The following is a 25698-nucleotide window of genomic DNA, read 5'->3' on the forward strand; positions in this document are numbered from 1 at the left end:
ACACCTAGGTAAGACTCCAAGCTCATCTTCAATCAACGTTCGCTCCACCTTTTCACTATCTGATGGTCACTCTTCAAACTAATAATTGATCTACTCTTCTCTTCAACGTCTAATAAGATTAATTAATTTTTAATCGTTTGATTGGTAATTAATTTACTCTAGTAGTTTTTCTTTGTCAACGTTATTTTGAAAATAATTTCCCTTTGGCATTTAATCTTTACTTTAAAAACAACCTCAAATCCTTGATTTAATGGGCATAAAAAAAGACATCTTCCATCAGAAAATGTCTTAAATTTATTTTTTATCTTTACTCTGAATAACGGCTACAATTCCACTTTCAAAACTAAAATCGATCGTATCTTTGACGAATTCATTACTAGCCCAGCTAACAGGATGTTCCACGCTATAATCATTCAATTTGTATTTTGCATCGAATAGATTTAAATGTGTCACTGGTCCCAAATTGACAAAGGCGACATATTTCATTGAATTCTCATGAAAAATCGTATAACGACCAGGTTTGAAAAATCTAATCGTATTCGTGGCAGATTTGTAATATAACTTGTCATAGAAATCTAAAAATCTAGGATCATATGGAAAGAACAAATTAACTAAAAAATGGTCAATTCGCCCACCAGTAGCCCCATAAACGTAATATTCTTGAGCATTGTACTTTTCTCTAGCTGCTAATAAACAGAGCTCAGAATCCGTGTCATCCTTTTCTAGAGGGAATTTTTCAAAAACAGGTACATTATCACGTAATAATTTCTGTTCTTTTTTATTGATTGAATCAAAATCACCAATAGCAATTTCAGGAATTATTCCATTAGCCATCAAATGTAAACTGCCTCGATCTGCCCCGACCCAAGGACCAGGAATACCTTTAATACTCTTACTTAATTCATCTGGATATTCGCTAGTTGGACCACCTAATAAAATATTTACTCGTTTCATTGCTTAGCTTCCACAGCCAAAGAACGAATATCTTCGATTCTCTTATTCAAACCATTTTCACCATTAAACAAATATGAACCAGCTACAAAAATATCAGCTCCAGCTCTGGCACATTGACTGATAGTATCAGCATTGATCCCACCATCGACCTCAATCTCAAAATTGTCATCAGCGGCTGTTTGACGTAATTGATCCAAACGTTGAATCTTTTTAGTCATTCCAGAAATGAATTTCTGACCGCCAAAGCCAGGATTAACTGTCATAACGAGAATTTGATCAATAATTGGGAAAAGTTCTTTCACAGTCTCTAGCGGAGTCCCAGGATTTACAACTACCCCAGCACGAGCCCCGTAACTCTTTACTAAATCGATTGAGCGATAAATATGTTGAGTACTTTCAGCATGAATCAAGACAGTATCAGCTCCAGCATCGATCACTGGCTTGATATAAGCATCAGGATTTTCCATCATCATGTGAATGTCCAAGGGCTTGTCAGTTACTCGACGCATCCCTTCAACCACACTAGGACTAAAAGACATATTTGGAACAAAGTTTCCGTCCATCATATCGATGTGGAATACATCTGCTCCGGCTCTGTCAGCGGCTCTAACATCTCGTTCCAAGTTCATAATATCTGCAGATAAAATTGATGGTGCAATCTTTACTGTCATCAAAAATCAACTCCTCAATATCTTTTTTTGTACGAATTAATTTCATTCAAAAAGTAGAGATAATTGTCATATCGACTTTGCATTATCTGACCTTCTGAAAGTTTTTCTTTTACAGCACAGTTAGGTTCGTTCACATGTCGACAACCGCGAAATTGACACATATGGCTGTATTTCAAAAATTCAGGAAAAATCATTGGTAATTCTTCAACTGCAATATTTTGTAAATCAATTGAAGAAAATCCCGGTGTATCAGCAACTAAACCACCTTCGATATCAAACAGCGACACTTGACGCGTCGTGTGCTTACCACGATTCAAGGTTTGAGAAATCTCCGCCGTGGCTAAACCTAAATCGTGATCGATATGATTTAACAAAGTAGATTTACCAGCACCAGATTGACCGGTGAAGACCGTCACCTTATCAGTAAAAGTCGCCTTTAATTTCGACACTTGCAAATCATTATAGCTATCACGATCACAAAAGACTTGATATCCTGCATGGTTGCGATATCCTTCTAAAGTCGTCTTTAATTCCTCATATTGCTCATCTGATAATAAATCGGCTTTTGTTAAATAAATTACGGGCTCAATTTCATTATGCTCGATATTTACCAAAATTTTATCTAACAAATTGCTAGAAAAATTGGGCTGTGCTGCTGAAGTTACCACGATTGCTTGGTCGACGTTAGCAATTGGTGGACGAACCAAACTATTTTCACGTGGTAAAATTTCTAAAATGTAACCTAAATCCCCTGTCGAATCAAAACTGACTTTATCTCCGACCAATGGTTTTATCTTACGTTTACGAAAATTGCCACGTGCTCTAGTCCGTATCAATTCTTTGCTTTCATCGTCTAAAACATCATAAAATCCACTGATTGATTTTATAATTCTTCCTGTTTTTTCCATACATCACCTATTGACTGAACCACCTAATACAGTCTTATTATCACGCTCAACTATATAGGATCCAGTCTGTCCATCTCTTAAATTAAAACTTAATGTTACTGGTGTATCTTCACTAATAGTCATCGTCTTATATGGCGAATTGATACTGTGTGTGGCATCTGAAATATAAATTGTAATACTATTATCGCCACTAGTATCATAAGGGATCGTAATATCCTTTGTAACCGTCTTCGTAGCGTTTGAATTAGTATCATCGTTTGAATTTTCATTGTCACTGTCAGATGACTTCTCAGGATCTGGTCCCTTTGAAATTACAACTGTCAAAGTAGCACCTTGATTGATCGTCGTATTTGCTTCTGGTGATTGACTGACTAATAAACCTTCTTCAATCTCACTAGAATAAGCATATGACGTGTCTAATCGCAAATGTTCCTCTGTAGCATAATCTTGAATACTCTTTAAATTATAACCAGTTAAATCACGGACTTTAACCGTTTTTGGCTTAACTGTCTTTGTTTTGGCAATCGTTATTGTCAAAGGTTTATCTTTAGTAACAACTTTTTTGCCACTTTCAATACTTTGCTTCATGATTATTCCAGCAGCATATTCGTTAGTTGCTTTATATCGTAGTTTGATTTTAAATCCACGCTTTTTCAAATTAGCAGAAACATCGTCATAATCTTGGCCAACTAATTTTGGCATTTTATAATACTTAGCTCCCAAACTAACTACCAAATTAACACTAGCACCGTTCTTTAGTTTCAATCCCTTAGCCGGAACTGATTTAATAACGTGACCTGCTTCAACGTCATCATCATTTTCCTTTGAGATATCACCGGCCGTTAAATTAGAACTTTTGAGCATGACATTAGCTTGTTTGACAGTTAGATTGAATAAGTCGGGAACTGTCGTCTCTTGATTGCTCTTAATAACCATCGCTATGACAAACAAAATCAAAACAATTGGAATTATCGAAAGCATCAAAATCATTTTCTTTTTACGACTCATTTTGGGCTTTTGCGGTGCAGAGACATTCTCTTCCCGTTTAGCATCCATAGGTTCCATGACACGAGTTTCTTCCAAATCATTTACTGGTGTCGGAATAAATTTTGGTTCGTCGCTACGCTCTGGCATCAGACAAGTATTTAGATCCTTGCACATTTCCTTGACTGACTGATAACGTTGATCAGGATCTTTGGCCGTAGCCTTTAAAACTACATTTTCTAACGGCTGAGGAATATCAGGATCTATTTTCTTCAAATCTGGCATTTCTTCTTTAGAATGCTTTAATGCCACTGTTACAGCCGTATCACCAGTAAATGGCACGTGTTTTGTCAATAATTCAAACAACACGATCCCCAAAGCATAAACATCTGACAACACTGTTGCTGGACGTCCTTTAATTTGTTCTGGAGACATGTAGTGAACTGATCCCAATAAAGAATTAGTCCGAGTAATGGAGCGTTCACTTAAAGCCAACGCAATTCCGAAATCGGAAACTTTTACTTGTATTGGGTCTTTTTTTTCATCGACTAAAATGTTTTCTGGTTTTAGATCACGATGAATAATTCCGTGTTCATGAGCGTCAGAAACAGCCATACAAATCTGTCTCATAATGTCAACTACTTCATGATATGGAATTGGAAAGTGCGTACGAATGTATTTCTTTAAATTAGGGCCATCAACGTACTCGATAACAATATATTGAACTCCGTTATCATTACCAACATCTAAAACATTGACGATATTGGGATTGGAGAGACCACTAGTTGCCTTGGCTTCACGACCAAATCTCCTTTTAACGGATTCATCATCTTGAAGATCATACCGCAATGCTTTAACAGCAACCTTACGGTTTAATAAAGTGTCATTAGCTAAATAAACATTAGCCATACCGCCTTCACCAAGCGTACCTAGAATCTCATAACGACCGCCTACTAGGTAACCTTTTTCCATCTAATGATTACCTCCGTTATCCTTCGTAGAAAAGAGTAAGGCGGTTATATTATCTCTTCCACCGGCGGCGTTTGCTTTGTCGATCAAAAGATGACATTTAGTCTCAAGACTTATCTTTTTAGATAAAATTTCTTTGATTTCATTTTCTGGGACCATATTAGTCAAACCATCAGTACACAACAAAATAATGGCATTATTGATCAAATCAAAATTTTTTACTCGTGGTTGAACTGTTTGTGATACACCAAGAGTTTGTGTAATGATGTTTTTTTGTGGATGATTCTCAGCTTCTTCCGGACTGATTTGACCAGTCTCTAATAATTCATGAACCAACGAATGATCAACACTCAATTGTTTCAATTCATCGTTTGCATAAATGTAGCATCTTGAATCACCAACGTTAACGACCATCATTTTGGATCCAACAAAAAATACGCCAACCATCGTCGTTCCCATACCATTTAAATCATCAAATTGATTCGATACAGAAACGATTCGATCGTTTTCCTTACTTAATTCTCGAATAATCCATTCACGAAGTTCACTAATTTCTTCAACTTCTGATTCTTCAAAATTATGTCCTAAATGAGATACTGCCATATCAGATGCAACATCTCCACCACGGTGTCCACCCATGCCATCGGCTACGATTCCAAAGACAATACCCTTTTTATTCTTGAAAACATTCACATAATCTTGATTGTTCTCTCTGAGTTTTCCAACATCAGTTAGTAACGCATATTCCATCAGTTTAGACCTTACCTCTTTAATTTTTTCTAACGAAAGTAGCTATAAAGAAACCATCTGTAAAGTAATCACTAGGTAGGACTTTTAACATGCCGTCTTTGACTGATTTGTCCATAACAGCTTCATGCTTAACAGGCTCAAGTTCAAAGTTTTTATGATCAGCTAAGAATTTCTTTACGACTGTTTCATTTTCTTCATCATCAAAAGTACAAGTACTAAAAACTAACTTACCATTGACTTCTAGTAAATCAACCATACTATCTAAAATTTGTAATTGAACTCTTTGTAAGTTCAATAAATCTTCTTCTTGGCGGAAATATCTTAATTCTGGTTTTCTTCTGATCAATCCAAGACCAGAACAAGGAGCATCGACTAAAATACGATCAAAAGTCGTGTTCAAAACGTCTTTAGCTTTTCTGGCATCGATTGCTCCAGTACTAATGATATCGCTATAGCCCATTCTTTGGCTATTATCACGAATCAATTTAGTCTTGTGCTTATGAATATCTAAAGCCGTTACTTCGCCATTTTTAATGTAACTAGCAATGTGTGTCGTTTTACCGCCAGGAGCAGCACAAGCATCTAAGACTCTACTATCTGGTTGTAAATCAAGTGCTGGAGCAACCAGCATTGAGCTTTCATCTTGAACTGTATATAAGCCCTCTCTAAATTCATCAGTATTAACTAAGTTTCCACTCTCACAGATTAACCCAACTGAAGAAATTTTGCTTGGTTTTACATCAAAGCCTTTATTTTGCAGTGTTTTTTGTAAATCAGCTACTGTTGTCTTATTCGTATTAACTCGAATAGATACGTGCGATGGCTGATTTATCGACTTTAAAATTTCCTTAGTTTTAGCCAATCCTTGTTGATCGATGAATAATTGCACGAGCCAACGAGGTACACTATAAAATTTACTCAAATCATAAACTGTGTCCTTGCCAGACATTTTTCTAGCGCCGTGACGTTGAAAGTTTCTCAAAACGGCATTGACCAAATTACCAGCACCACGGTTAGCCTTTTGTTTAGCAATCTCAGTTGATTCATTTAAAACTGCGTGTTCTGGAATCTTGTCGAGATATGACAATTGATAGATTGCTGTTTGAAGCAATAAATCTAGCCACAAGTCTAGTTTTTTATCTTTTAAATAAGGCTCTAGTTGATACTCTAAAACGTATTTATGTTGAATAACACCATATACGATATTAGTCATCAAACGCTTATCGGCATCAGACATATCTGAATCTTTTAAAATATTATTGATTTCAATGTTTGAGTACGCCTTATTTTTGAAAACTCTAGTTAATGCTTCTACGGCTAGTTCACGAGGGTTATTTTTCATCAATTACTTGTTGTCCTTTTTCTAGATTTTTGCCTAAGCCATTCATATAGTTAGCAATATCCATGATTTTTTTACCAGCTGGTTGAATCTTTTTAATAGAAACACCTTGACCATCACCGGCAATAATAACCAATTTCTTTTTGCCTAAATCAGCTACGGTTCCGACAGCTTGTTTGGAATTTAATTCGACAACTTCAGTTTTGTATAATTTTGTTCTTTGACCGCTTAACATTGTCCAAGCACCTGGATCAGGACTCAAAGCACGAATTTGGTTGAAGACTGTTTCAGCAGGTTTTGTAAAATCAATATGTTCTTGTTCTTTAGAAATATTAGGTGAAAATACTACCTTGTCAAGATCTTGTTTAATGGGGTCGATATTGCCACTTAAAATCTTAGGAATCGTATCCAACAAAAGTTCACGACCAACGATAGCCATTTTTTCAAATAAACTACCATTATCATCGTCTTTTTCAATTGGTAATTTTTCTTGACTAATAATATCTCCAGCATCCATCCCTTTGACCATGTACATGATGGTAATTCCAGTTTCCTTATCACCGTTTAATAGCGACCATTGAATTGGTGCTCCACCACGATATTTTGGCAAAAGTGAACCATGAACATTAATCGCAGCGACCTTAGCCGAGTCCAAAAAACTAGTTGGTAAAAATTGACCGTAAGCAGCTGTAATGATCAAATCAGCATGCATTGCTTTTAATTCTTCAACTTCAGAACTACCTGGTAATTTAGCTGGTTGGAAAAGCTTGATGTTTTCACTTTCAGCTACTAGTTTAACTGGACTCTTTTGAAGTTTTTGCTTTCTACCAACTGGCTTATCTGGTTGTGTAACGGCTGCAATTACGTCATACCCTTCCTTCAATAATCCCCTCAAAACTGTTGCAGAAAAATCTGGTGTTCCTAAAAATATAATTTTCGTCATTCAATCATCCTCACTAATCAATGTGTTGTGGTTCATTATCGATTGCAATCGTAAACCCTCTTTTAGCATCTGCTTGGGTTTCATTTAAAATTTCGAGCAATCGTTCATGCAATTTTGGCTCATGTTTATATTTTACAATAATTTGATAATAATATTTGTTTTGTTTTCGAGAAATCATCGTCGGACTTGGGCCCAAAAGAATCGCATCTTTAGATAAAGCTGTTTGAAGTTGTTTTTTCAACCAATACGCCTGTTTCAAAGTCTGACCTTCATCTTGATTTGCAACACTGACCAAAGTCGTAAAATAATATGGCGTGTAATTGGATTGGTGACGCAGATACATTTCTTGCTTGAAGAAAGTTTCATAATCCTGTTTAGCCGCATCTTTGATTGCATAATGATCAGGATTAAATGTCTGAATCACTACGTGACCGGCCTTCTGGGCGCGACCTGCTCGACCACTGACTTGAGTCAATAATTGAAAGGTCCTCTCACTGGCACGATAATCTGACAAACTCAAAGTAGTATCAGCATTAATTACTCCAACTAAGGTTACATCAGGAAAATCTAGTCCCTTGGCAATCATTTGTGTCCCTAACAAGATATCAGCTTTGTGTTGTCCAAATTGTTGCAAAATCTTTGCGTGAGCACCTTTTCTTCTCGTTGTGTCAACATCCATCCGTAAAACACGAGCTTCTGGGAATAAATCATTTAGTTGCTGCTCAATATTTTGCGTTCCGGTACCGTAAAAGCCGATTTTTTTACTGTGACAATTAGGACACATATTAGGAACTGGCTCCTCATGTCCACAATAATGACACTTCATTCTTCTTAGATCTTTGTGATAAGTCAATGAAACATCGCAATTAGGACATTTTAAAACAAACCCACACTCGCGACACATCATAAAGGACGAATAGCCTCGACGATTTAATAAAACAATCGATTGATCATGATTATCCAATGTTTCTTGGAGGCTCTTTTGTAAAGTCGGCGAAAAATCACCTTTAACAGCAGAATTTTCCGAATCGCGCATATCAACTATTTGCACATGTGGCAAAGTCTGATTATTAATTCTTTTTTTCATTCTTATCAGATGATAAACACCCTTTTCAGCCCGAGCTCTTGATTCCAAAGATGGTGTAGCACTACCTAAAACAACCGGGCATTTATTGACTTTTGCCCGCCATAACGCTACATCACGTGCATGATAACGAGGATTATCATCTTGTTTGTAACTAGCCTCATGCTCTTCATCAATAATTATCAGGCCAATTTTATTCAAAGGTGCAAAGACGGCGCTTCTTGCTCCTACGACAACTTTGACTTCATTATTTTCAATCCTCGTCCACTCGTCGTAACGTTCGCCATTGGATAAACCTGAATGTAATACCGCTACTTGATCACCAAAACGGCCAACAACACGGTTCACCATTTGAGGTGTTAACGAAATTTCTGGAACTAGCATCAAAGCGGTTTTGTCTTGTTGCAGCGCTTTTTCTATCGTCTGTAAATAAACCTCTGTCTTACCACTACCAGTGACACCTTCAATCAGAAACGTCTGAGGACTTTCATTAGTAATAGCCTGGGAAATTTCATCAACAGCAACTTGTTGTTCAGATGTTAAAGCTAATTTTGTCGTTTGTTCTGGTGTGATACCAACTGGCTTACGTAATTTTGTAACTTCAATCGTTTTGAGCAAGCCGTTTTTCTCAGCTGTTTTAATAGCTGACCTCGAGATGCCATAATCTTTTTCCAAAATATTGTATTCTATTGGCAACTCTTGTAAATGATCAGCTAGAAAAGCTAATAATTTAATTTGAGAAGAAGCGTTCTTTCGCAATTTGCTCTTAGCTTCATGTAGCTGAATGACATTCAGATCTGTTGTAACAGCTTGTCGTTTTACTTGAACGGCTTTATTTTTTACAACGTATTGAATATCAACTTTATTATTCTTTCGTAATTTATTGATGAAGCGAATTGTTTGGTCGTTAAGGGCACTGGTAATTTCTAGACTATCTTGATTGGATAATAATGCCTTAACTTCCGGGTCATCTTTTACAATCGGAATCACAAATTGCTGATATTTAGCCCGCATAACACTAGGTAACATCGTTTGCAGACAAGATATCTGAAAGGAATATGTTTTATCAGCTAACCAATACGACAACTGTAGCATTTCTTTTGACAAGACTGGTTTTAAATCTATCACACGAGTAATTGGTTTCAACCTTCCTTGAAAGTCACTGTTGTCTTTTACTTTCATGACAAAACCTTGAATCCTTCTTTTGCCACGTCCGAAGGGTACTTCAACTCGTATCCCTGGAACGACTACTTCAGATAAACTGTCAGGAATGTCGTATTCAAATGGTCGATTTGTTTGCATCGTCGGTACATCAACGATTATCTCCGCTACTGACATAAAAACCACCTATTCTTCCTTAAGAATAAAAAAGCCCCCACTAATTCGCAAATCAGTGAAGGAATAATTTTATTCGTTTTCTTCTTTTTTCTCTTCTTCAACCTTTTCGGCTTCTTTTTCAAGAAGAATTGAATTAGGATCGATTTCGATTTTATCATCAGCAATTTCTTCAAATGCACGACCAACAGTTCTTGGTGATTCGTAATGGCTCAACAATTCAACATCGCCATTTTCCAATTCGTGAGCACGTTTGGCAGCTAGAACTGCTAGTGAATAACGAGAGTCAACTCGATCTAAAAGTTTATCAATTGATGGATAAATAATCATAAATTATCAATCTCCTATTATTTTTTTGTATTGGTCAATTACGCGTGGCACTCTTAAGTGTTCACTCTTAATTATACCTTCAATTTTTTCGACTGCATTAGGTATTTTATCATTTACGACGGCATAGTCATAGCTAGTCATCATTTGAATCTCTTTTTTGGCCTTTTCCATACGTTTGTCGATCGTCTTCTCATCGTCTGTACCACGGTGAGTAATACGATCTCGTAAACTAGTCAAATCAGGCGGTGTCAAGAAAATAAATACGCCATCAGGCATCTTTTCGCGAACTTGCATAGCACCATTGACTTCAATTTCTAACAACACATCAATTCCGGCATCAAGCTTTTGATTGACATACTTCAAAGGAGTTCCATAGTAATGGTCAACATACTTGGCATATTCCAGCATCCCACCATTTTCTATTTCCTTTTCAAATTCTTCATTTGTTCGGAAATAATAATCGACTCCATCGACTTCTCCAGGACGCATTTGACGCGTTGTCATCGAAACTGAATAATCAAATTTAATTGATGAATTCTTCAACATGGCTTTTCTAACAGTTCCTTTACCAACTCCAGATGGACCTGATAAAACGATTAACATTCCCCTTGACATAATTAAACTATCCCTACTATCTATATTAATATTGATATCTATAATGCAATAAATTCACTTGTTTTTCAAGACTTTGAACCACGTCAAGATAAAAATTTCTTAAGAAATATAAAAATAAAGTTGCTCTTTCGAACCCTTGTTCGTATAATGGAGATACAAACAAACGTTCGGGGGTTTAAAAATGCAAGCAAGACAATTACACAATCGCTTCACTGCAAATCTAATCAACAACACCACTAACTTTATTAATAATAATTTCGACTTCAATCTCAAAAATGAACCAAAGACTCAATTCAAACAAATGCCATTAATGCAATTACAAATTTTTGCAGAACAAAGTTTCCAAAAAAATTATTCTGTCGTTATTACAATGTTAAACGACAATCAACTTCATGGCAAATTTATTTCACAAGTTAATCAAAATAAATACGTTTTCAAGGTCAGTAAAAACCTCTTTAGCATTGTTACTTTAGGTAATTTGAAGTCAATCAATTTAATCTAAACGTTTTTGTTCGCCTTGAGCTAATTCCAACAATTCTTTAGCATGTTCTCTAGTTAAGTCAGTCACCTTAGTTCCAGCTAACATCAAGGATATTGCTTCAATCCTTTGAAGATCGTCAAGTAACGAAACTTTAGTTTCCGTTTTATCTTTGACGGTCTCTTTTTTTATCTCAAATTGAATATCACTCATAGCTGCCACTTGAGGCAAATGAGTAATACAAAGGACTTGTAGAAATTGTGAAACTTTATAGATTTTATCGCCAATTGCTTGAGCTACACGGCCACTAACCCCAGTATCAATTTCATCAAAGACAATAGTTTCAACGTTCATCTTTTCAGCGATAATTGCCTCAAATGCCAAAATGACTCGAGACAACTCACCACCAGAGGCAACTTTAACTAGCGGTTTAAAATCTTCTCCCAAATTAGTTTTTAAATCAAACTGAATCCGATCGATACCTTTATCAGATAAGTTATTATCATCTAATGAACTAAATGAAACACCAAACTTAGCATTTGGCATATACAACTCTTTTAGTTGATGATTGATAGATTTTTCTAGAGAAGTTGCTGTTTGATGACGTTTCTTAGACAAATCTTTTGCTAGATCGAGCAGCTTGGCTTGTAATTGCTGAATCTCTTTTTCTAGCTTAGCTTCAGTATCGTCATCTATATCGATTTCTGAAAGTTCTTGATGAGCATTTTTACCGAATTCAATCACTTCATCTAAGGTCGGACCATATTTTTTCTTCAAATTGTCCAAAGTGATCAAACGTTTTTGAATATTGTCTAATCGATTTTCGTCAAAATCCAAATTTTCTAATTGATCAGCAATTGTTGCCGCATTGTCTTGCAATTGGTAATATGCACCATTAACAGAATCATATAGTTCTTTATAAGATTCATCATAATCCATAATATCTTCTAATTGATCTCTAACATTTCCAAGTGCATCGACAACACCAACATTATTTTCTGACAAGCCACGGTAACTTTCTTGCAAAGCTGAACTAATTTTTTCAAAGTTAGATAATTGATTTTTCTCATCCTCTAATTTGTCATCTTCACTAGCTCCAACTTTAGCACTGTCGATATCTTCAATTTGAAATTTCAACATATCAATTCGTTGAACTAAATTTTGCGAATTTTTCTGAATTGTTCGCAAACGACTACGTTTGTCTTGATATTCAACAAAAATTCGCTGGTATTTCAACAGATCTTTTTGAAAATCATCATCAGAAAATCTATCTAAAATATTAATATGGTTGTCTTCATCCAATAACTCTTGTTGTTGATTTTGACCGTGAATTTCAACCAAAAATTTACCAACCTGACGTAAAACATTTGTTTTTACCAACTCATTATTGATACGACAAACATTTCGACCTTTACGATTTATCTCACGTTTGATGATTAACTGGTTATCTTCATGATTAATACCATATTCGTCCAAAATAGCAAAAAGAGGACTACTTGGTTTCACCTCAAATAGTCCTTGCACTTTCAATTGTTCTTGACCGGTTCTAATAAAATCAATTGAAGACCTGCTTCCAACTAACAATCCCAAAGCATCAATAATAATTGACTTACCAGCACCAGTTTCACCAGTTAAAGCAGTCATACCATGATGAAAATCAATTTGTAATTTATTTATAATTGCAAAATTATTGATTATAAGTTTTTTTAGCATAATTTCACCTATTTATTTAGATTTGAGTATGCTGCTTCCATGGTTTTTTCTACTGAAACAGTATCTAAGATCTTACCATCTTGTGCCTCTTTAGGTTTTTGAATATGCATCAAAAATTCAATATTGCCTTCGCCACCTTTGATTGGTGAGAAATCCAATCCAGAAACGATGAAACCAGTGTTTTTAGCAAAATTAATGATTTTTTCTAACACCATCTGATGGACCTTGTGATCTCTGACAATACCGTGTTTTCCTACATTTTCTGGACCTGCTTCAAATTGTGGCTTAATCAAGCAAACAGCATCAGCACCCGGCAAAATGATATTAAACATTGGTGGCAAAATTAATTCCAAAGAAATAAATGAAACATCAGTCATCGCAAACTGTGGCAAGCCCTCGTGAAAATCTTCTGGTTTACTATAACGGAAATTAACTCGTTCCATAACGACAACACGTTCATCTTTACGTAGTTTCCAAGCTAATTGGTTATAACCAACATCCAAAGCATAGACCTTAGTAGCACCATTTTGTAACGCTACATCAGTAAAACCACCAGTTGAAGAACCAATGTCCAAACAAATTCGATCAGTCAAGTCAATATCAAATGACTTCAAAGCTTTTTCAAGTTTGTAGCCACCACGACTGACATATTTAGAATGAGTATTCTTTGCTAAATGAAAAACTGTCTCTGGATCGACTTTTTCACCTGGTTTATCAAAGCGTAAATTATCCTGATTATAAACTTCACCAGCCATGATTGAACGCTTAGCTTGTTCACGAGATTCAAATAAATTTTGTTCAACTAATAAAACATCAATTCTCTTTTTTGCCAATATTGTCACCTATTCTTTAAAATAATCCAAAAAACTTACTAACAAGTTTTTGTCAAATTTGTCTTCCTTTAAAACAGCATTGAAGGCTTCTTTAATAAGTTCAGTAAGTTTTTTTTCAGTTGCCTCTTTACCAATTAAATTAGGAAAAGTATTTTTATTTGCATCTTCACCATCGTCAAAGTCATCTAAATCGTCTTTTAATTGGAAAGCTAAGCCTATATCTTGAGCATATAAGACTAGATTCTTAGACAATTCATGATCAGCACAAAAAGCTCCCATGGTAATAGCAGCCACCAATAAGTCAGCTGTTTTTTCTTTATGCAAAGTCGTCAAATCGACTTTCGATAAAACTTTATCTTCCATAGTAATGTCAGTCATTTGACCAGCAACCATACCCATTGGACCGGCATTGTGGGACAAAATTCTAACTGCTGCCATTCGTTTATCAGTATTCAAACTGGATTTAGCAATCCAATAAAAAGCTTGTGTCAACAAAGCATCTCCGGCCAAAACAGCTGGACCGACACCAAATTTCTTGTGATTGGACAACTTGCCTCGCCGATAATCACTATCATCCATTTCTGGCAAATCATCGTGAATCAAAGAGTAAGTATGTATTAATTCAATAGCACCAGCGATATCAAAGTATTTTGGTAAATCCTTTAATTTAACTCCAGATGAATAAGCGACAGCCAAAAACAACATTGGACGAACACGTTTGCCACCAGCATTAACAGAATAAAGCATGGCTTGTTTTAAAGTTTCTTGTTTGATTTCAGAATTTAATCGATCGTTTAAAAATTGATTAAAATCCGGCAAAATTTGTTCACAAAAATCAGAAAATTTTTTAATCTCCATAACTATTCGTCCTTGCTTTGATCATTTTTCACATTAACTTCTTGACCATCTTTAGTCATGATCTTAGTAACTGTTTCTTCAGCTTCACTAAGCGTCTTTTCAAGTTCTTTACTCAAAGTAACGCCTTTTTTGAATTTTTCCATGGCTTCTTCCAATGGAACATTCCCAGTTTCAAGGTTTTTGACGATTTCTTCTAGATCTGCCAAATTTTCTTCAAATGTTTTCTTTTCTTCAGCCATTATTATCCTCGCTTATTTCTTTGGTTATTAATTTAACATTACCATTTTTAACTCTCAAATTCACTGTTTGATCGATTCGATAATCAGATGCTTTAGTCAACAATTTGCCCTTTGAATCAGTTGGGATAGCAAATCCACGGCTCAAGGTCTTTAAGGGACTCAAAGAATCCAAAGTAGCAACTTGACTATTAAATACATTACGATTTTTATTAATGATTTTGTTGATATTGTTGATTAAAATTTGATACTGGCGATTGACTTGATTGTTGTAACTATAAATTTGGTCCCGCGGTGAAACTCTCACTAAACGATTAGCATATTGAATCAATTCAGATTTAGAACTATTCAACGAGTTATTTAAACTTTGACGTAATTTATCCTCTAAACTATCAACTTTTTGTAAATATACTTCATAGATTCGTTCAGGATGCTGCAAAAAGACGTTTTGAGACAATGTTTGAACACGGTCTTGATAGTTATTGATTAAATTATTTTGAGCGCTGTAAAGTCTCGTATGCAAGTCTTGAAGGTGTTCCAAAACATCGCTCAAAACAGGTGTTGCTAATTCAGCTGCCGCAGTCGGTGTTGCAGCTCGTAAATCTGCCACTAAATCGGCAATAGTCGTATCCGTTTCATGCCCGACAGAACTAATTACTGGAATCTTACTTGCAACAATCGCTTGAGCAACGATTTCTTCGTTAAATGGCCAGAGATCTTCAATTGAACCTCCACCACGACCAATAATGATTGTGTCAAAGTTGCTGTCTTCATTGATTCGCTTTAATTGACTCACAATCGTTTTAGCAGCCTCATCACCTTGAACTTGAGCTGGATACAAAACTAATTGTACGATTGGAAATCTTCTGGCAACGGTCGTCATAATATCATGAATAACCGCACCAGATTCACTAGTTACGACAGCAATTCGCTTAGGAAATTGAGGAATCGGCTTTTTAGGCAAATCAAAGACACCTTGTTGAGAAAGCTTTTTCTTCAATTGCTCAAAAGCAACGTATAAAGCTCCTAATCCAGCCGGTTCCATCGATTCAACATATATTTGATATGACCCAGCTGGCTCATACAAAGAAATTCGACCTTGAACGAGAACTTGCATCCCTTCTTCAGGTTTAAATTTGATTTTTTCAAAATTGCTCTTAAACATTATCGCCGAAATCTTGGCCTTATCATCTTTTAAAGAAAAATATTGATGAGCATGGGGGCGTAAACGAAAATTAGAAATCTCCCCCATCAAATAGACGTGTCCCAAATAAGGGTCCACGTCAAATTTTCTCTTTAAATATTGGCTTAAAGCGGTAACTGTTAAATATTGCTCATTATCCATTTGCCCTGCCTTCGGCTAATTCAATCACTTGGTCTACTAAGGCCGTGATTGTCATTGGACCAACACCACCAGGAACCGGAGTCATCATAGCAGCCTTTTGTTTAACGTCATCAAAATCGACATCCCCACAAAGCTTGCCATTTTCATCACGATCCATACCGACGTCAACGACGATTGCTTGGTCTTTGACGTATTCTTTAGTGATAAATTTGGCCTTTCCAATGGCTACAACTAGCACATCAGCCTTACTTGTTATTTCTTTTAGGTTCTTAGTATGTGAATGTGTGATCGTTACAGTGGCATTACGATCCAACATTAAAGCAGCTGTTGGTTTTCCAACAATATTGCTACGACCAACAATAACGACGTTTTTACCGTCTAAGTCAACGTTATAATGGTCAAGCATCATTAGAATCCCTGAAGCAGTTGCAGGTTTTGTTAAAGGTGTCCCGATCCAAAGGTTCCCGACGCTGATAGGAGTAAATCCGTCAACGTCTTTTCTTGGATCAATAGCTTCAATAACTTTGTCCTCATCAATATGGTCAGGAACTGGCAATTGAACGATAAAGCCATCAACATTTTCGTCATGATTCAATTCATCGATTTTCTTCAAAAGTTCATCTTCAGTTACAGTGGCATCAAAATGAATCAATTGAAAGTCAATTCCAAGTTTTTCAGCACGACGTTTTTTATTTCGAACATAAACTGCACTGGCTGAATTGTCACCGACTAAAATAACAGCTAATCCAGGAGTTACACCATTTTTCTTTAATTCTTCGACTCGCTTAGTCATTGTTTCATCCAAAGCTTGTGCTACTTTTTTACCCTCTAATAATTTCATACTAATCACCATAAAAAGGCTGATAAATTATCAGCCTTTACCCTTCTACAAAATTAGATAAAATTCCATTTATAAAGGACTTTGAGTCCTTATCACCAAAGTCTCCAGCCATTTGAATGGCTTCATCAATGGCTACTTTCTTTGGCACTTCCAAACTGTTTTCCATTTCAAATAAACCAATATGTAAAATTGCACGATCAATTCTGGACAAGCGCTGAACTGTCCATTTGTTCTTTAAATATTTAGCAATTTTTTCATCGAGTTCTTCTTGATGTTCATTTGCTCCTGAAACCAAGAATGTCAAATAATCAGGCACTGCTTCAGTAGTCAGATCACATAGTTGCATGGTAGATGCGATTGCTTCCTCTGGAGTGTCTTTAGTAGTTTCAATGGAAAATAGTGATTGAACTGCGAGTTCTCTGATCTTATGTCTACTTATCACTAGTTTTATTCCTTTTTATCTGTTGTTACACGTTCGATATCGCCAGTTTCTTTCTTAGCGATTAATCCGACAACATGCACATTAATCTCACTTAAGTCTAAATCGGTCATGAATTCAAGTTGTTCAATGGCTGATTTTTGGATCTCTAAGGATACTTTAGGGATCGATACGCCATATTCTAAATAAACATAGACATCTGCAGATACTTGATTGTCTGCAAATGACACATCAACTCCCTTACCATGGTTGATTCTGCCAAAGAGTGAATCAATTCGGCTAGAAATAGTGCCACGCATTTCGTAAACACCTTCAACTTGGTTTGTAGCAATTCCTAAAAGGATCTCAATAACTTGATGTGATATTTCAACATTACCGTTTATTTTTCCACTATCTTGTTGTAGAGAAACATATTTTTGTTCAGCCATAAACTTATCTCCATAATCAAATATTAATTAGGCACGTGAAATGTAAGTACCGTCTTGTGTATTAATTGTTAGCATATCGCCTTCGTTAACGAAGAATGGCACTTGCACAACAACACCTGTTTCCATTGTAGCTGGTTTTGAACCACCTGATTGAGTATCACCCTTGATTGAAGCTTCTGTTTCAACAACTTTTAGATCAACGGTATTAGGTAATTCAACTCCAAGTGTTTCGCCACCATACATTATGACACTAACTTCCATATTTTCTTTCAAATACTTCAATTCGTCTCTAATCTCATCGCCTGGTAGTGATAATTGTTCATAAGTTGTTGTATCCATGAACACGTAGTTATCACCGTCAGCGTAAAGATATTGCATCTTCTTGTTTTCGATATTGGCTTTTTCAACCTTAGCAGTTGATCTGAAAGTCATTTCTTGAACAGCACCTGTTCTTAAGTTCTTTAACTTTGAACGAACGAAAGCACTACCCTTACCTGGCTTAACATGTTGAAATTCTACAACACGCCAGATACCGTCTTTTACTTCAATTGTTAAACCATTTTTAAAATCATTTACTGAAATTGACATTTATTTCTCCCTTGATTCGTAAATTTTTACCGATAAAGCACCATACAATATCTTACCAATATTTCGGTGTTAATGGCAATAACTCATACTTATTATATAAAAAAAGAGGAACATTGTCCTCTTTTTTTCATCAATATATTAATATACTGAAACTTTTCTTCTGTCTTTGCCAAGTCTTTCGTACTTAACAACGCCATCTGTAAGTGCGAACAATGTGTCATCGCCACCGCGACCAACATTAGCACCTGGGTGAATCTTTGTACCACGTTGTCTGTAAATAATTGAGCCAGCTGTGATAGCTTGGCCATCAGCACGCTTAGCACCTAGTCTACGACCAGCAGAGTCACGGCCGTTACTTGTTGATCCACCACCCTTGTGGTGAGAGAAAAATTGTAAATTCATCTTAAGCATGAAGTTTACCTCCTAATCAAGATCTATTTTATTTTTTTGTACTGAAACTTCAATGTTTTTGGCATAACTTCCTTCGACATCTTTAAGAGTCCAAAACAAGTTATCCAACAACAAGGCAGTATCATGTGATATTGCTTCGTCAAATTGACAACCTAGATGGCCGCCATTTACTTCATCCATGACCACTTGAGGCTTAGCCCCAGTAAGTTTTTCCAGATTATTGATTGTACCGATCGTAACTGCTGAAACAGCAGCACAGACTAAATCTTGACCGTAGGGTCCAGAATCAGCATGTCCTTTAATCAAAAAAGAATCGATCTGTTTATCTGCATCCTGGTGAAAACTAGCTTTAATCATGATTAAGCCTTGATACTATCGATAAGTACCTTTGTATATGGTTGACGGTGACCTGTCTTTGTATGTGAATGCTTCTTAGGTTTGTACTTGTAAGTAACAACTTTCTTTTCCTTACCTTGCTTTTCAACCTTACCAGAAACACTTGCGCCTTCAACTACAGGGCTACCAACTTTAACAGTCTTGCCATCAGAAACTAAGATTACATCATCAAATGTAACTGCGTCTCCTTCTTTGACATCAAGCTTTTCAACATAAATTGAAGAGTTTTCTTCAACTTTATATTGCTTACCACCAGTTTTAATAATTGCGTACATAAACGTACACTCCCTTCTAAGACTCGCCAACTAGGTGCACTGAGCTTAAACCTAATTTTGAGCGGTTGTAGATGCAATAGTGATTGCAACTTATAAAATATAGCAAATTTTACTTGCTTTTTCAACTATTCTCAGGATTTTTTTTATTTTTCAATGGAATGTTTTGCAAGCTAAAATAAATCAACAGCATAAATCCAAATAAATTAATTGTTAGTAAACTTAAACTTGGCCAATCATAACGAGAATGAATCTCAATCATATTTTTACCTGGATTTGTTTTGAATTGAATGGTATTTTGCTTGGTTTTCTTCACAGACACCGGTTCATTATTGACCTGAACTTGATAATTAGCTAAATACTGTATTGGTACTTCAAGGGCCGTCGTTTGTGGATTAATGTATTGAATCCAATAGTTAGACCCTTTCGTGTGGTAAGAAACTCTTTCTTCTTTGCCATCAACCTTAAAAACATTATTAGAGTTTTTTGCTACATCATGATAATTCATAACAAACTTATTATAATTTACAGAATCAGCCATTTGTAAAGTTTGTTTAGGATTGTCAGAGCTTACTTGGCTGTAATTAATATATCCCAATCCAACAATCGAAATTAGTAAGATCATTAACCTTAAAGTAGCTGGACTTTCTTGAAAGACTAGTAAGATTATTCGACACAAAATCATAATAATGAACAAATCAAAAATACTTTGGAAAGCAAAAATCAAGCGACTAATATCTAACTTCAAAATAGTTGGTTGGAAAATCAATAAACAAGTGATAGGAATAATTTCTAAAATAATAACTTTATAGGCAAATGAACTTTGTAAAAAGATCATTAAGATCAGTAGCAACAACAGTCCACCCACCGCTATCAGCAAATACCACTGAGTTTGTGGTAAATGTAAATTTATAAACCAATTTAAATAGCCAAAATTTTTTATCGGATCTTGTTGCCAGTTCAAATTCAATTGTTTCAAGACTAATGGACCTATAAACCCAATAGTTGTTAAAATACCCATCCCGATTACTTTAAAGATGTTAAACGAAAAATTTTTTAAGTAGTTCCAAGAATGACTCACTTTGTAAAATGGAATCAAAATAAATGCCACGATTGCAGTCATTGCGACTGCTATAGCAAGATACGGCGAAGTCCAAACCAGCAATACCTCACCCCAAACTAAATATTTCCAAGACTGATTAGTAAGGAATTGATACAGGCCAAAATAGACCATCGGCAAAAATATCAAAGCTAAATAATTTTCTAACCTTTGATTGAAAAAAACTAATACAAACCGATTTAAAGAAAATGTATAGGCAATGGCAAATAAAATAGCCTCAAAAGTATCTTTGTGGAATTTATTCATAAAAAAATAGGCACTGATTAAAGTTAAAAAAGTGATTATCGTCAAATAAACACTGAACCCATAAGTTACATTAAATTGAACGAATAACCACCCCGTCAAGACGGTCAACCAAGGACTAAAAAAGTTGATCTGACTGCCCGTATGATTCCAAAAATCAAAATTTATTGGTGAGACGAATACGTTGGAAAGACTTTTTAAATGTGCAACATTAAAAACCATCGTTTCCCCAAAATTAGCTTTTTTAAAAAATAGTATTGTATAAAAAACACTTAGAATCAAAAAAATTAATCCTAAGATAACTTTTTTCCATGAACGATTGGTCATCACGGAGAACCCCTTTATCAAATAATGACATTATTATACTAAAAAAGGACTGTGCTTAAACACAATCCCCAATCATTTTCTATTTTTCTAAGCAACCGTCATAAACAAACGTCCTAAAACAATGAAAAAGAAAATCGCTACAAAAACTAGCTTTCCCCGTTTTAAATCCATCTTCGTTAAGATCTTTGTTATTAAAATGAGGGCAACGATTAGACCAATTCCGATCAGAATACCCATCAAATTACTAATAATTGCTTGTTGAGTTAAAAATGCAGCTAAAACATCTATTAGAATGAAAGCAATCGTTACAAAAAATGCAAACTTTCTTTTCAAAATTCGTCCACCTCTAAAATTATAGGTACCACAAAAAGTGCCTAATGTTTAAGCACAACGACTCTATTGTAAAATTAAAAATTATCGTTTGCAAGATTATTTTTTTACTTTCAACTATAAATGCTTATCTAACAACATTTATTTTTTTATAAAAGATACGATTGCCATGGCAATTCCGTTGGAATCCTGCGACTAATAACTGAAACACTTTTTAAGTCATCCGAATCCAATTCAAGAACCAAACGATCATCATCAAACAATGGCCATTCGTATTTAATGTCTTCTTCGTAAGGCTTGCCTTCACTAATAAATTCAAACAATAAGTCCAAAAAATGTTGCTGATTCTTACGATAATCGATATTTAATGCTTCAACTGGTGTATTTAAATACATAAGAATTCCACCATGTCTTCCTTGCGCCGCTTTGACATAGTTGCAATAGACTTCCGCATCACTTTTTTGCGTCAATAATTCTGCTAATCTTCTTGCTGGTAGAGCATACATAGCATCTCCAAGCATTTGTACAAAGTCATTTTTAGAATATTGTTCACCTAATAAGGCAGCTCTTAAAGGTTTAGTATTTTTACCAAATAAATCAGGAAAAACCTCATTTTCTAAGTGATTTATATTCATCGATTTATAATCTTCTAATTCATTACTTCCAGCTGAAATAATCGTTTTAAAATGTGTTCTTTCCACTCTCTCAAGTATTTTTTCTTGCCAATTTACTGAAATCAAATCGTCATCAATCATCGGGCCAAACCAATTAGTAGCCACATGTTGATCAAGCAAATGTTCCTGAACAAGTTGTAAGCCATCATCCGTCAAATTAAAAAGATCCCTAGTGGATTTAATATCACTCTCGCGACAGATTGCCTCGGTTACCTTTTGGGCTGTCTTTATATCACGAATCGTCTGAACACCACCAGAAAACAAAATCACTTTTTGAATTCGGTCCAAAACGGTCGCATTAGAAGCCATCAAGGCAGAAATAGATTTAGCTCCAGCTGAAATACCTACTAAGGTGACATTATTGACGTCGCCACCAAAACTTGTTGCATTATCCAAGACCCATTGAATTGCCATCAATTGATCCGACATACCGACATTACTATCTCCGCCTTCAACTTTGCCCCAACCGAATAGTCCTAAACGATAATTTGGTACTACGTGAACTACCGATTGATGATCTAACCAAGACATCTTTTTAGTATAATTTCCTCCCCGCAAAAAGCCACCACCATAAAATTCGATGACAATTGGGTACTTTCCGTCTACACCAGGGGTACAAATATCAAGATTTAAACAATTCTCGCCAAAGTTGATCTTACTATTTTGGTTTAATGCATCTTTTTGCATCGGTTGCACGCCATGATGCACTGCATAATGAATTTTATTGATTTCATTTGGTCCAAATTTTGACATAGAAAATTCTTCAGCACGTTTAAACCGACGTCCATATCCAAACGGAACTCCTAAGAAATCAAGATGTTCATGATCTACAATTCCGTGATATGTCCCTGTGGTAGTTTTCATAATCTTCTTCATAAAAAATAGACCCCCAATGAACAAAATATCAATTTAATTAATATTTTAAACTAATATCAATATTGTACAAGAATTTCATGTAACCATTTTTACAAGAAAGTTGTGTGAAAAAATTCATAATTTCCCTTGTTTACTTAAATAACCTTGTATATAATTTCAAAGATATGTTTTTAAGGGAGAGATATAAATGGTATTAACAGACGCACAAAAACGTGCTAACGAAAAATGGCACAGAAATCATCGTGAACGCGCAAATTATATCGCCATGCGCTCATCAGCACGTAGCTTTATTAGAAAAAAATCAACTCTTGAAGACCTCGAAGAATTGCAAAATATCATCGAAAATCGTCGCAAAGAATTAGTTGAACCCTAAATAGTCATATTTAAAAAATGTAAACCATTACATTTTGAAAATATGATTATTTTTACTGAAATAAGACTTATTTTTATGTCATTTGTAATAATTCTGTTATAATTTTGTTAGATAAGGGAGAAGGAAGCCTTATCTGCTGTGTTTTGTCCAGATGCTGATGACATTAAAAGCTGCATTATTTTTCGGAGATGACAATCATGAAATTGACAGTATGGATCAAATCATTATTTAAAGCCGAAAGAACTGAGATTTCCACACAAGACCGTGAGGTATTATGTGAATTAGAGGCTGAAAACAAGCCTTTTATCTATGGAAAGTAATGTCAACCAGTAAATTATTTATAGGGATGGTTCACTTAGATATTAAGTGGACCTTTTATTTTGTCCAAATTAAGAATCTTTTTAATTTATATCAAAAATTAGATTGACATAAAGCAAGTGCTTTATCTATAATAATAAATGTGCTGTCACAGTGGCTCAGTTGGATAGAGCAACGGTCTTCTAAACCGTAGGTCGTGAGTTCGAATCTCACCTGTGACATACATCTAAATCGCTAGAGTAATCTGGCGATTTTTTTGTTGCCTACAGATATTTTTTAATTAAAAAATTTCAAATTTATTATTGCATAATCAAATTCTTTTCTCTATAATAGTACGAGTGATGTCACAGTGGCTCAGTTGGATAGAGCAACGGTCTTCTAAACCGTAGGTCGTGAGTTCGAATCTCACCTGTGACATTTTTCTATCTTAAGTCCAAAATAACTCATGATCGTCTAATCTGACGACATGGGTTATTTTTTTACCCTTTTAAAAGTCACAAAAATAAGACCCTTTCCACTTATTATATGGAAAAGGTCTCTTTTAGTTATCGTTGAGGATAGAACTGCAACTTCCGTTGCTAGTTTAATATAACATCTCTTCATGCACATATCTATAATTTAGAGCAAGTGTAAACTATTTGTATTCTAAATCTAATATTTGTAAAATCTTATGCGCTCATTCTCAACAATTTATTCATAGCTTCTTCAATTGATTTACCGCATGCAGAAACCCGAGTGTTTTTCTTATCAAATACGGTAAACAATTGATGCTTCGTATCAAGTGTTACTTTATATCTCATATTGCTTACCTCCTATCATTTGATTACTTATAATACTCGCTTTTAGAAAAAAATCAATAGAAACAAACTATTTTATTTTTAATTCAGAGAATAGTTCGGTCGAATTTTTTTCTGTTTCTCAAAATGTTTAGGCTAAGTTTCTTAATAGCAAATCTTAATCAATAATTTAGTTAATCCTAATTAATCTTTTCTTTTAACTAGCTTACTAAGTATTTGTCATAAAAACGTAATATTAATCATTTCGTCTGGCATAGAAATATCTTTTTCCTAACAATAAAAAAAGGGTCTATCCTTTATTGGATAATTTCAATATTTCATAATCATTGTTCGTGATTTAGCCTTTTTTTAGAAAATTATCCCTGAATTGTTTCATAAAAACAAAAAAAGCCCGACTAATATAGGGTTCTTTCTTAAGTTAGGTTAGTGCTGGATGTCGTCGTCCGTTCCGCTTTGTGGACGCTGGAACGTACTGGGCGCAACTTGAAGCTAATTCCAAAACCGGGAATCATCTCCAAGATTGACCTTTCACTAAGCAATAAATTGCTAAGTGAAATTTCAGTACTGAGCATCCACAAAGCTGCCACTACCGACTAGATAACGTCATTTATGGTTTATTTCAAATAATTCAGAGTCAAAAATAGCATCAATTCAGATATAGTCGTTTGCATTAACTATTTATCTGAATTGATGCTTATTTGTTTGATTCTATAAAATAGAAAATTCCATCTAGTCCGGAATAGCAAAGCAAATTGGCTCAAATGTGAAATTTCTCTTGGCAATTTATTGCCTAGTGAAAGGTCGAGCTTGAAGACTTTGCCCGGTTTTGGGCTTAGCAAAGGCTCCAAGTCGTGCCCACATTGGTCTGCTATACTCCCTTTGTGGTTGACATATGAAATGGAATAATTTCAGATGGAAAT

At 35.1% G+C, this 25698-nt stretch carries 29 protein-coding genes, 2 tRNA genes and 1 other annotated feature; of the genes, 5 read left to right on the top strand and 26 right to left on the bottom strand.

Going from position 1 to position 25698, the window contains the following annotated elements; genetic code table 11:
- Nucleotides 1–294 precede the first annotated feature (294 nt).
- From FC88_RS09740 to gmk, 10 genes are all read right to left on the bottom strand, one after another.
- A complete protein-coding gene (locus FC88_RS09740) occupies nucleotides 295–954 on the bottom strand; it encodes a thiamine diphosphokinase (protein ID WP_057815112.1) in 660 nt (219 codons plus the stop codon).
- Entirely contained in the window at nucleotides 951–1625 is a 675-nt protein-coding gene (gene rpe, locus FC88_RS09745) for a ribulose-phosphate 3-epimerase (RefSeq protein ID WP_057815114.1), read from the bottom strand. Before rpe ends, FC88_RS09740 begins: the two co-directional genes overlap by 4 nt.
- 14 nt (nucleotides 1626–1639) lie before the next feature.
- Nucleotides 1640–2533 carry a ribosome small subunit-dependent GTPase A gene (gene rsgA / locus FC88_RS09750; protein WP_057815116.1) on the bottom strand — a complete coding sequence of 298 codons (894 nt, stop codon included), beginning with the start codon at nucleotides 2531–2533 and terminating at the stop codon, nucleotides 1640–1642.
- 3 nt (nucleotides 2534–2536) lie between these two features.
- The gene (gene pknB, locus FC88_RS09755) at nucleotides 2537–4489 is read right to left on the bottom strand and encodes a Stk1 family PASTA domain-containing Ser/Thr kinase (RefSeq protein WP_057815118.1); all 1953 of its coding nucleotides are present in this window, start codon (nucleotides 4487–4489) and stop codon (nucleotides 2537–2539) included.
- Nucleotides 4490–5236 carry a Stp1/IreP family PP2C-type Ser/Thr phosphatase gene (locus FC88_RS09760; protein WP_057815120.1) on the bottom strand — a complete coding sequence of 249 codons (747 nt, stop codon included), beginning with the start codon at nucleotides 5234–5236 and terminating at the stop codon, nucleotides 4490–4492. It abuts the gene before it with no gap.
- Between the two features lie 19 nt (nucleotides 5237–5255).
- The gene (gene rsmB / locus FC88_RS09765; RefSeq protein ID WP_057815122.1) at nucleotides 5256–6578 is read right to left on the bottom strand and encodes a 16S rRNA (cytosine(967)-C(5))-methyltransferase RsmB; all 1323 of its coding nucleotides are present in this window, start codon (nucleotides 6576–6578) and stop codon (nucleotides 5256–5258) included.
- On the bottom strand, nucleotides 6568–7518 hold the full coding sequence (fmt, locus tag FC88_RS09770) for a methionyl-tRNA formyltransferase (RefSeq protein ID WP_057815124.1): 951 nt from the start codon (nucleotides 7516–7518) through the stop codon (nucleotides 6568–6570). The genes rsmB and fmt overlap by 11 nt, the downstream gene beginning before the upstream one ends.
- 13 nt (nucleotides 7519–7531) lie before the next feature.
- Entirely contained in the window at nucleotides 7532–9940 is a 2409-nt protein-coding gene (gene priA / locus FC88_RS09775; RefSeq protein ID WP_057815126.1) for a primosomal protein N', read from the bottom strand.
- 69 nt (nucleotides 9941–10009) lie between these two features.
- Nucleotides 10010–10267, bottom strand: coding sequence for a DNA-directed RNA polymerase subunit omega (rpoZ, locus tag FC88_RS09780; protein WP_057815128.1), 258 nt, complete (start codon nucleotides 10265–10267; stop codon nucleotides 10010–10012).
- A 6-nt stretch (nucleotides 10268–10273) separates the two neighbouring features.
- Nucleotides 10274–10885 (bottom strand): guanylate kinase, encoded by a 612-nt coding sequence (gene gmk, locus FC88_RS09785; protein WP_082607430.1) that lies wholly within the window; start codon nucleotides 10883–10885, stop codon nucleotides 10274–10276.
- A 178-nt stretch (nucleotides 10886–11063) separates the two neighbouring features.
- On the opposite strand from gmk, the gene FC88_RS09790 reads away from it, so the two are divergent.
- Nucleotides 11064–11384, top strand: a complete 321-nt coding sequence (locus FC88_RS09790; protein ID WP_057815129.1) for a hypothetical protein — start codon at nucleotides 11064–11066, stop codon at nucleotides 11382–11384.
- Here the strand turns inward: FC88_RS09790 and recN are convergent.
- The 15 genes from recN to FC88_RS09865 form a co-directional block, all read right to left on the bottom strand.
- Entirely contained in the window at nucleotides 11376–13073 is a 1698-nt protein-coding gene (recN, locus tag FC88_RS09795; RefSeq protein ID WP_057815131.1) for a DNA repair protein RecN, read from the bottom strand. The two genes, FC88_RS09790 and recN, sit on opposite strands and share 9 nt — an antisense overlap.
- An 8-nt stretch (nucleotides 13074–13081) precedes the next feature.
- On the bottom strand, nucleotides 13082–13915 hold the full coding sequence (locus tag FC88_RS09800; RefSeq protein WP_187323366.1) for a TlyA family RNA methyltransferase: 834 nt from the start codon (nucleotides 13913–13915) through the stop codon (nucleotides 13082–13084).
- Nucleotides 13916–14764: a polyprenyl synthetase family protein gene (locus FC88_RS09805; protein ID WP_057815134.1), complete on the bottom strand. Its 849-nt coding sequence runs from the start codon at nucleotides 14762–14764 to the stop codon at nucleotides 13916–13918.
- Nucleotides 14765–14766: 2 nt separating this feature from the next.
- Nucleotides 14767–15003, bottom strand: a complete 237-nt coding sequence (locus FC88_RS09810; protein ID WP_057815136.1) for an exodeoxyribonuclease VII small subunit — start codon at nucleotides 15001–15003, stop codon at nucleotides 14767–14769.
- Complete coding sequence (xseA, locus tag FC88_RS09815) at nucleotides 14996–16345, bottom strand: exodeoxyribonuclease VII large subunit (protein WP_057815138.1); 1350 nt, start codon at nucleotides 16343–16345, stop codon at nucleotides 14996–14998. Before xseA ends, FC88_RS09810 begins: the two co-directional genes overlap by 8 nt.
- The gene (locus FC88_RS09820; protein ID WP_083484629.1) at nucleotides 16338–17186 is read right to left on the bottom strand and encodes a bifunctional 5,10-methylenetetrahydrofolate dehydrogenase/5,10-methenyltetrahydrofolate cyclohydrolase; all 849 of its coding nucleotides are present in this window, start codon (nucleotides 17184–17186) and stop codon (nucleotides 16338–16340) included. Before FC88_RS09820 ends, xseA begins: the two co-directional genes overlap by 8 nt.
- A 37-nt stretch (nucleotides 17187–17223) precedes the next feature.
- Complete coding sequence (gene nusB / locus FC88_RS09825; protein WP_057815142.1) at nucleotides 17224–17628, bottom strand: transcription antitermination factor NusB; 405 nt, start codon at nucleotides 17626–17628, stop codon at nucleotides 17224–17226.
- 5 nt (nucleotides 17629–17633) lie between these two features.
- Nucleotides 17634–18053: an Asp23/Gls24 family envelope stress response protein gene (locus FC88_RS09830; RefSeq protein ID WP_010019407.1), complete on the bottom strand. Its 420-nt coding sequence runs from the start codon at nucleotides 18051–18053 to the stop codon at nucleotides 17634–17636.
- Nucleotides 18054–18080: 27 nt separating this feature from the next.
- On the bottom strand, nucleotides 18081–18641 hold the full coding sequence (gene efp, locus FC88_RS09835) for an elongation factor P (protein ID WP_057815143.1): 561 nt from the start codon (nucleotides 18639–18641) through the stop codon (nucleotides 18081–18083).
- Between the two features lie 138 nt (nucleotides 18642–18779).
- Nucleotides 18780–19052 (bottom strand): 50S ribosomal protein L27, encoded by a 273-nt coding sequence (gene rpmA / locus FC88_RS09840; RefSeq protein ID WP_057815145.1) that lies wholly within the window; start codon nucleotides 19050–19052, stop codon nucleotides 18780–18782.
- 12 nt (nucleotides 19053–19064) lie between these two features.
- Nucleotides 19065–19409: a ribosomal-processing cysteine protease Prp gene (locus FC88_RS09845; RefSeq protein WP_057815147.1), complete on the bottom strand. Its 345-nt coding sequence runs from the start codon at nucleotides 19407–19409 to the stop codon at nucleotides 19065–19067.
- A 2-nt stretch (nucleotides 19410–19411) separates the two neighbouring features.
- Nucleotides 19412–19723, bottom strand: coding sequence for a 50S ribosomal protein L21 (gene rplU / locus FC88_RS09850; protein WP_010019400.1), 312 nt, complete (start codon nucleotides 19721–19723; stop codon nucleotides 19412–19414).
- Between the two features lie 9 nt (nucleotides 19724–19732).
- Nucleotides 19733–19800 (bottom strand) — a sequence feature (ribosomal protein L21 leader region).
- Between the two features lie 44 nt (nucleotides 19801–19844).
- Complete coding sequence (locus FC88_RS09855; protein WP_157060462.1) at nucleotides 19845–21305, bottom strand: hypothetical protein; 1461 nt, start codon at nucleotides 21303–21305, stop codon at nucleotides 19845–19847.
- Between the two features lie 192 nt (nucleotides 21306–21497).
- Nucleotides 21498–21743 (bottom strand): hypothetical protein, encoded by a 246-nt coding sequence (locus tag FC88_RS09860; RefSeq protein ID WP_057815151.1) that lies wholly within the window; start codon nucleotides 21741–21743, stop codon nucleotides 21498–21500.
- A 146-nt stretch (nucleotides 21744–21889) separates the two neighbouring features.
- On the bottom strand, nucleotides 21890–23290 hold the full coding sequence (locus tag FC88_RS09865) for a carboxylesterase family protein (protein WP_057815153.1): 1401 nt from the start codon (nucleotides 23288–23290) through the stop codon (nucleotides 21890–21892).
- 187 nt (nucleotides 23291–23477) lie between these two features.
- Here FC88_RS09865 and FC88_RS09870 point away from each other — a divergent pair, with 187 nt between their 5' ends.
- The 4 genes from FC88_RS09870 to FC88_RS09880 all read left to right on the top strand — a co-directional run bounded on the left by FC88_RS09870 (nucleotide 23478) and on the right by FC88_RS09880 (nucleotide 24398).
- A complete protein-coding gene (locus FC88_RS09870) occupies nucleotides 23478–23663 on the top strand; it encodes a hypothetical protein (RefSeq protein WP_010019396.1) in 186 nt (61 codons plus the stop codon).
- 197 nt (nucleotides 23664–23860) lie between these two features.
- Entirely contained in the window at nucleotides 23861–23983 is a 123-nt protein-coding gene (locus FC88_RS13265; protein ID WP_255311483.1) for a hypothetical protein, read from the top strand.
- A gap of 145 nt (nucleotides 23984–24128) precedes the next feature.
- Nucleotides 24129–24202: transfer RNA gene (locus FC88_RS09875), tRNA-Arg, on the top strand.
- Between the two features lie 122 nt (nucleotides 24203–24324).
- A tRNA-Arg gene (locus FC88_RS09880) sits at nucleotides 24325–24398 on the top strand.
- A 251-nt stretch (nucleotides 24399–24649) separates the two neighbouring features.
- Here FC88_RS09880 and FC88_RS13270 read toward each other — a convergent pair.
- Nucleotides 24650–24781: a hypothetical protein gene (locus FC88_RS13270; protein WP_267490148.1), complete on the bottom strand. Its 132-nt coding sequence runs from the start codon at nucleotides 24779–24781 to the stop codon at nucleotides 24650–24652.
- Nucleotides 24782–25698 lie beyond the last annotated feature (917 nt).

Origin of the sequence: Companilactobacillus futsaii JCM 17355 (assembly GCF_001435505.1) — a bacterium.
Taxonomy (GTDB): domain Bacteria; phylum Bacillota; class Bacilli; order Lactobacillales; family Lactobacillaceae; genus Companilactobacillus; species Companilactobacillus futsaii.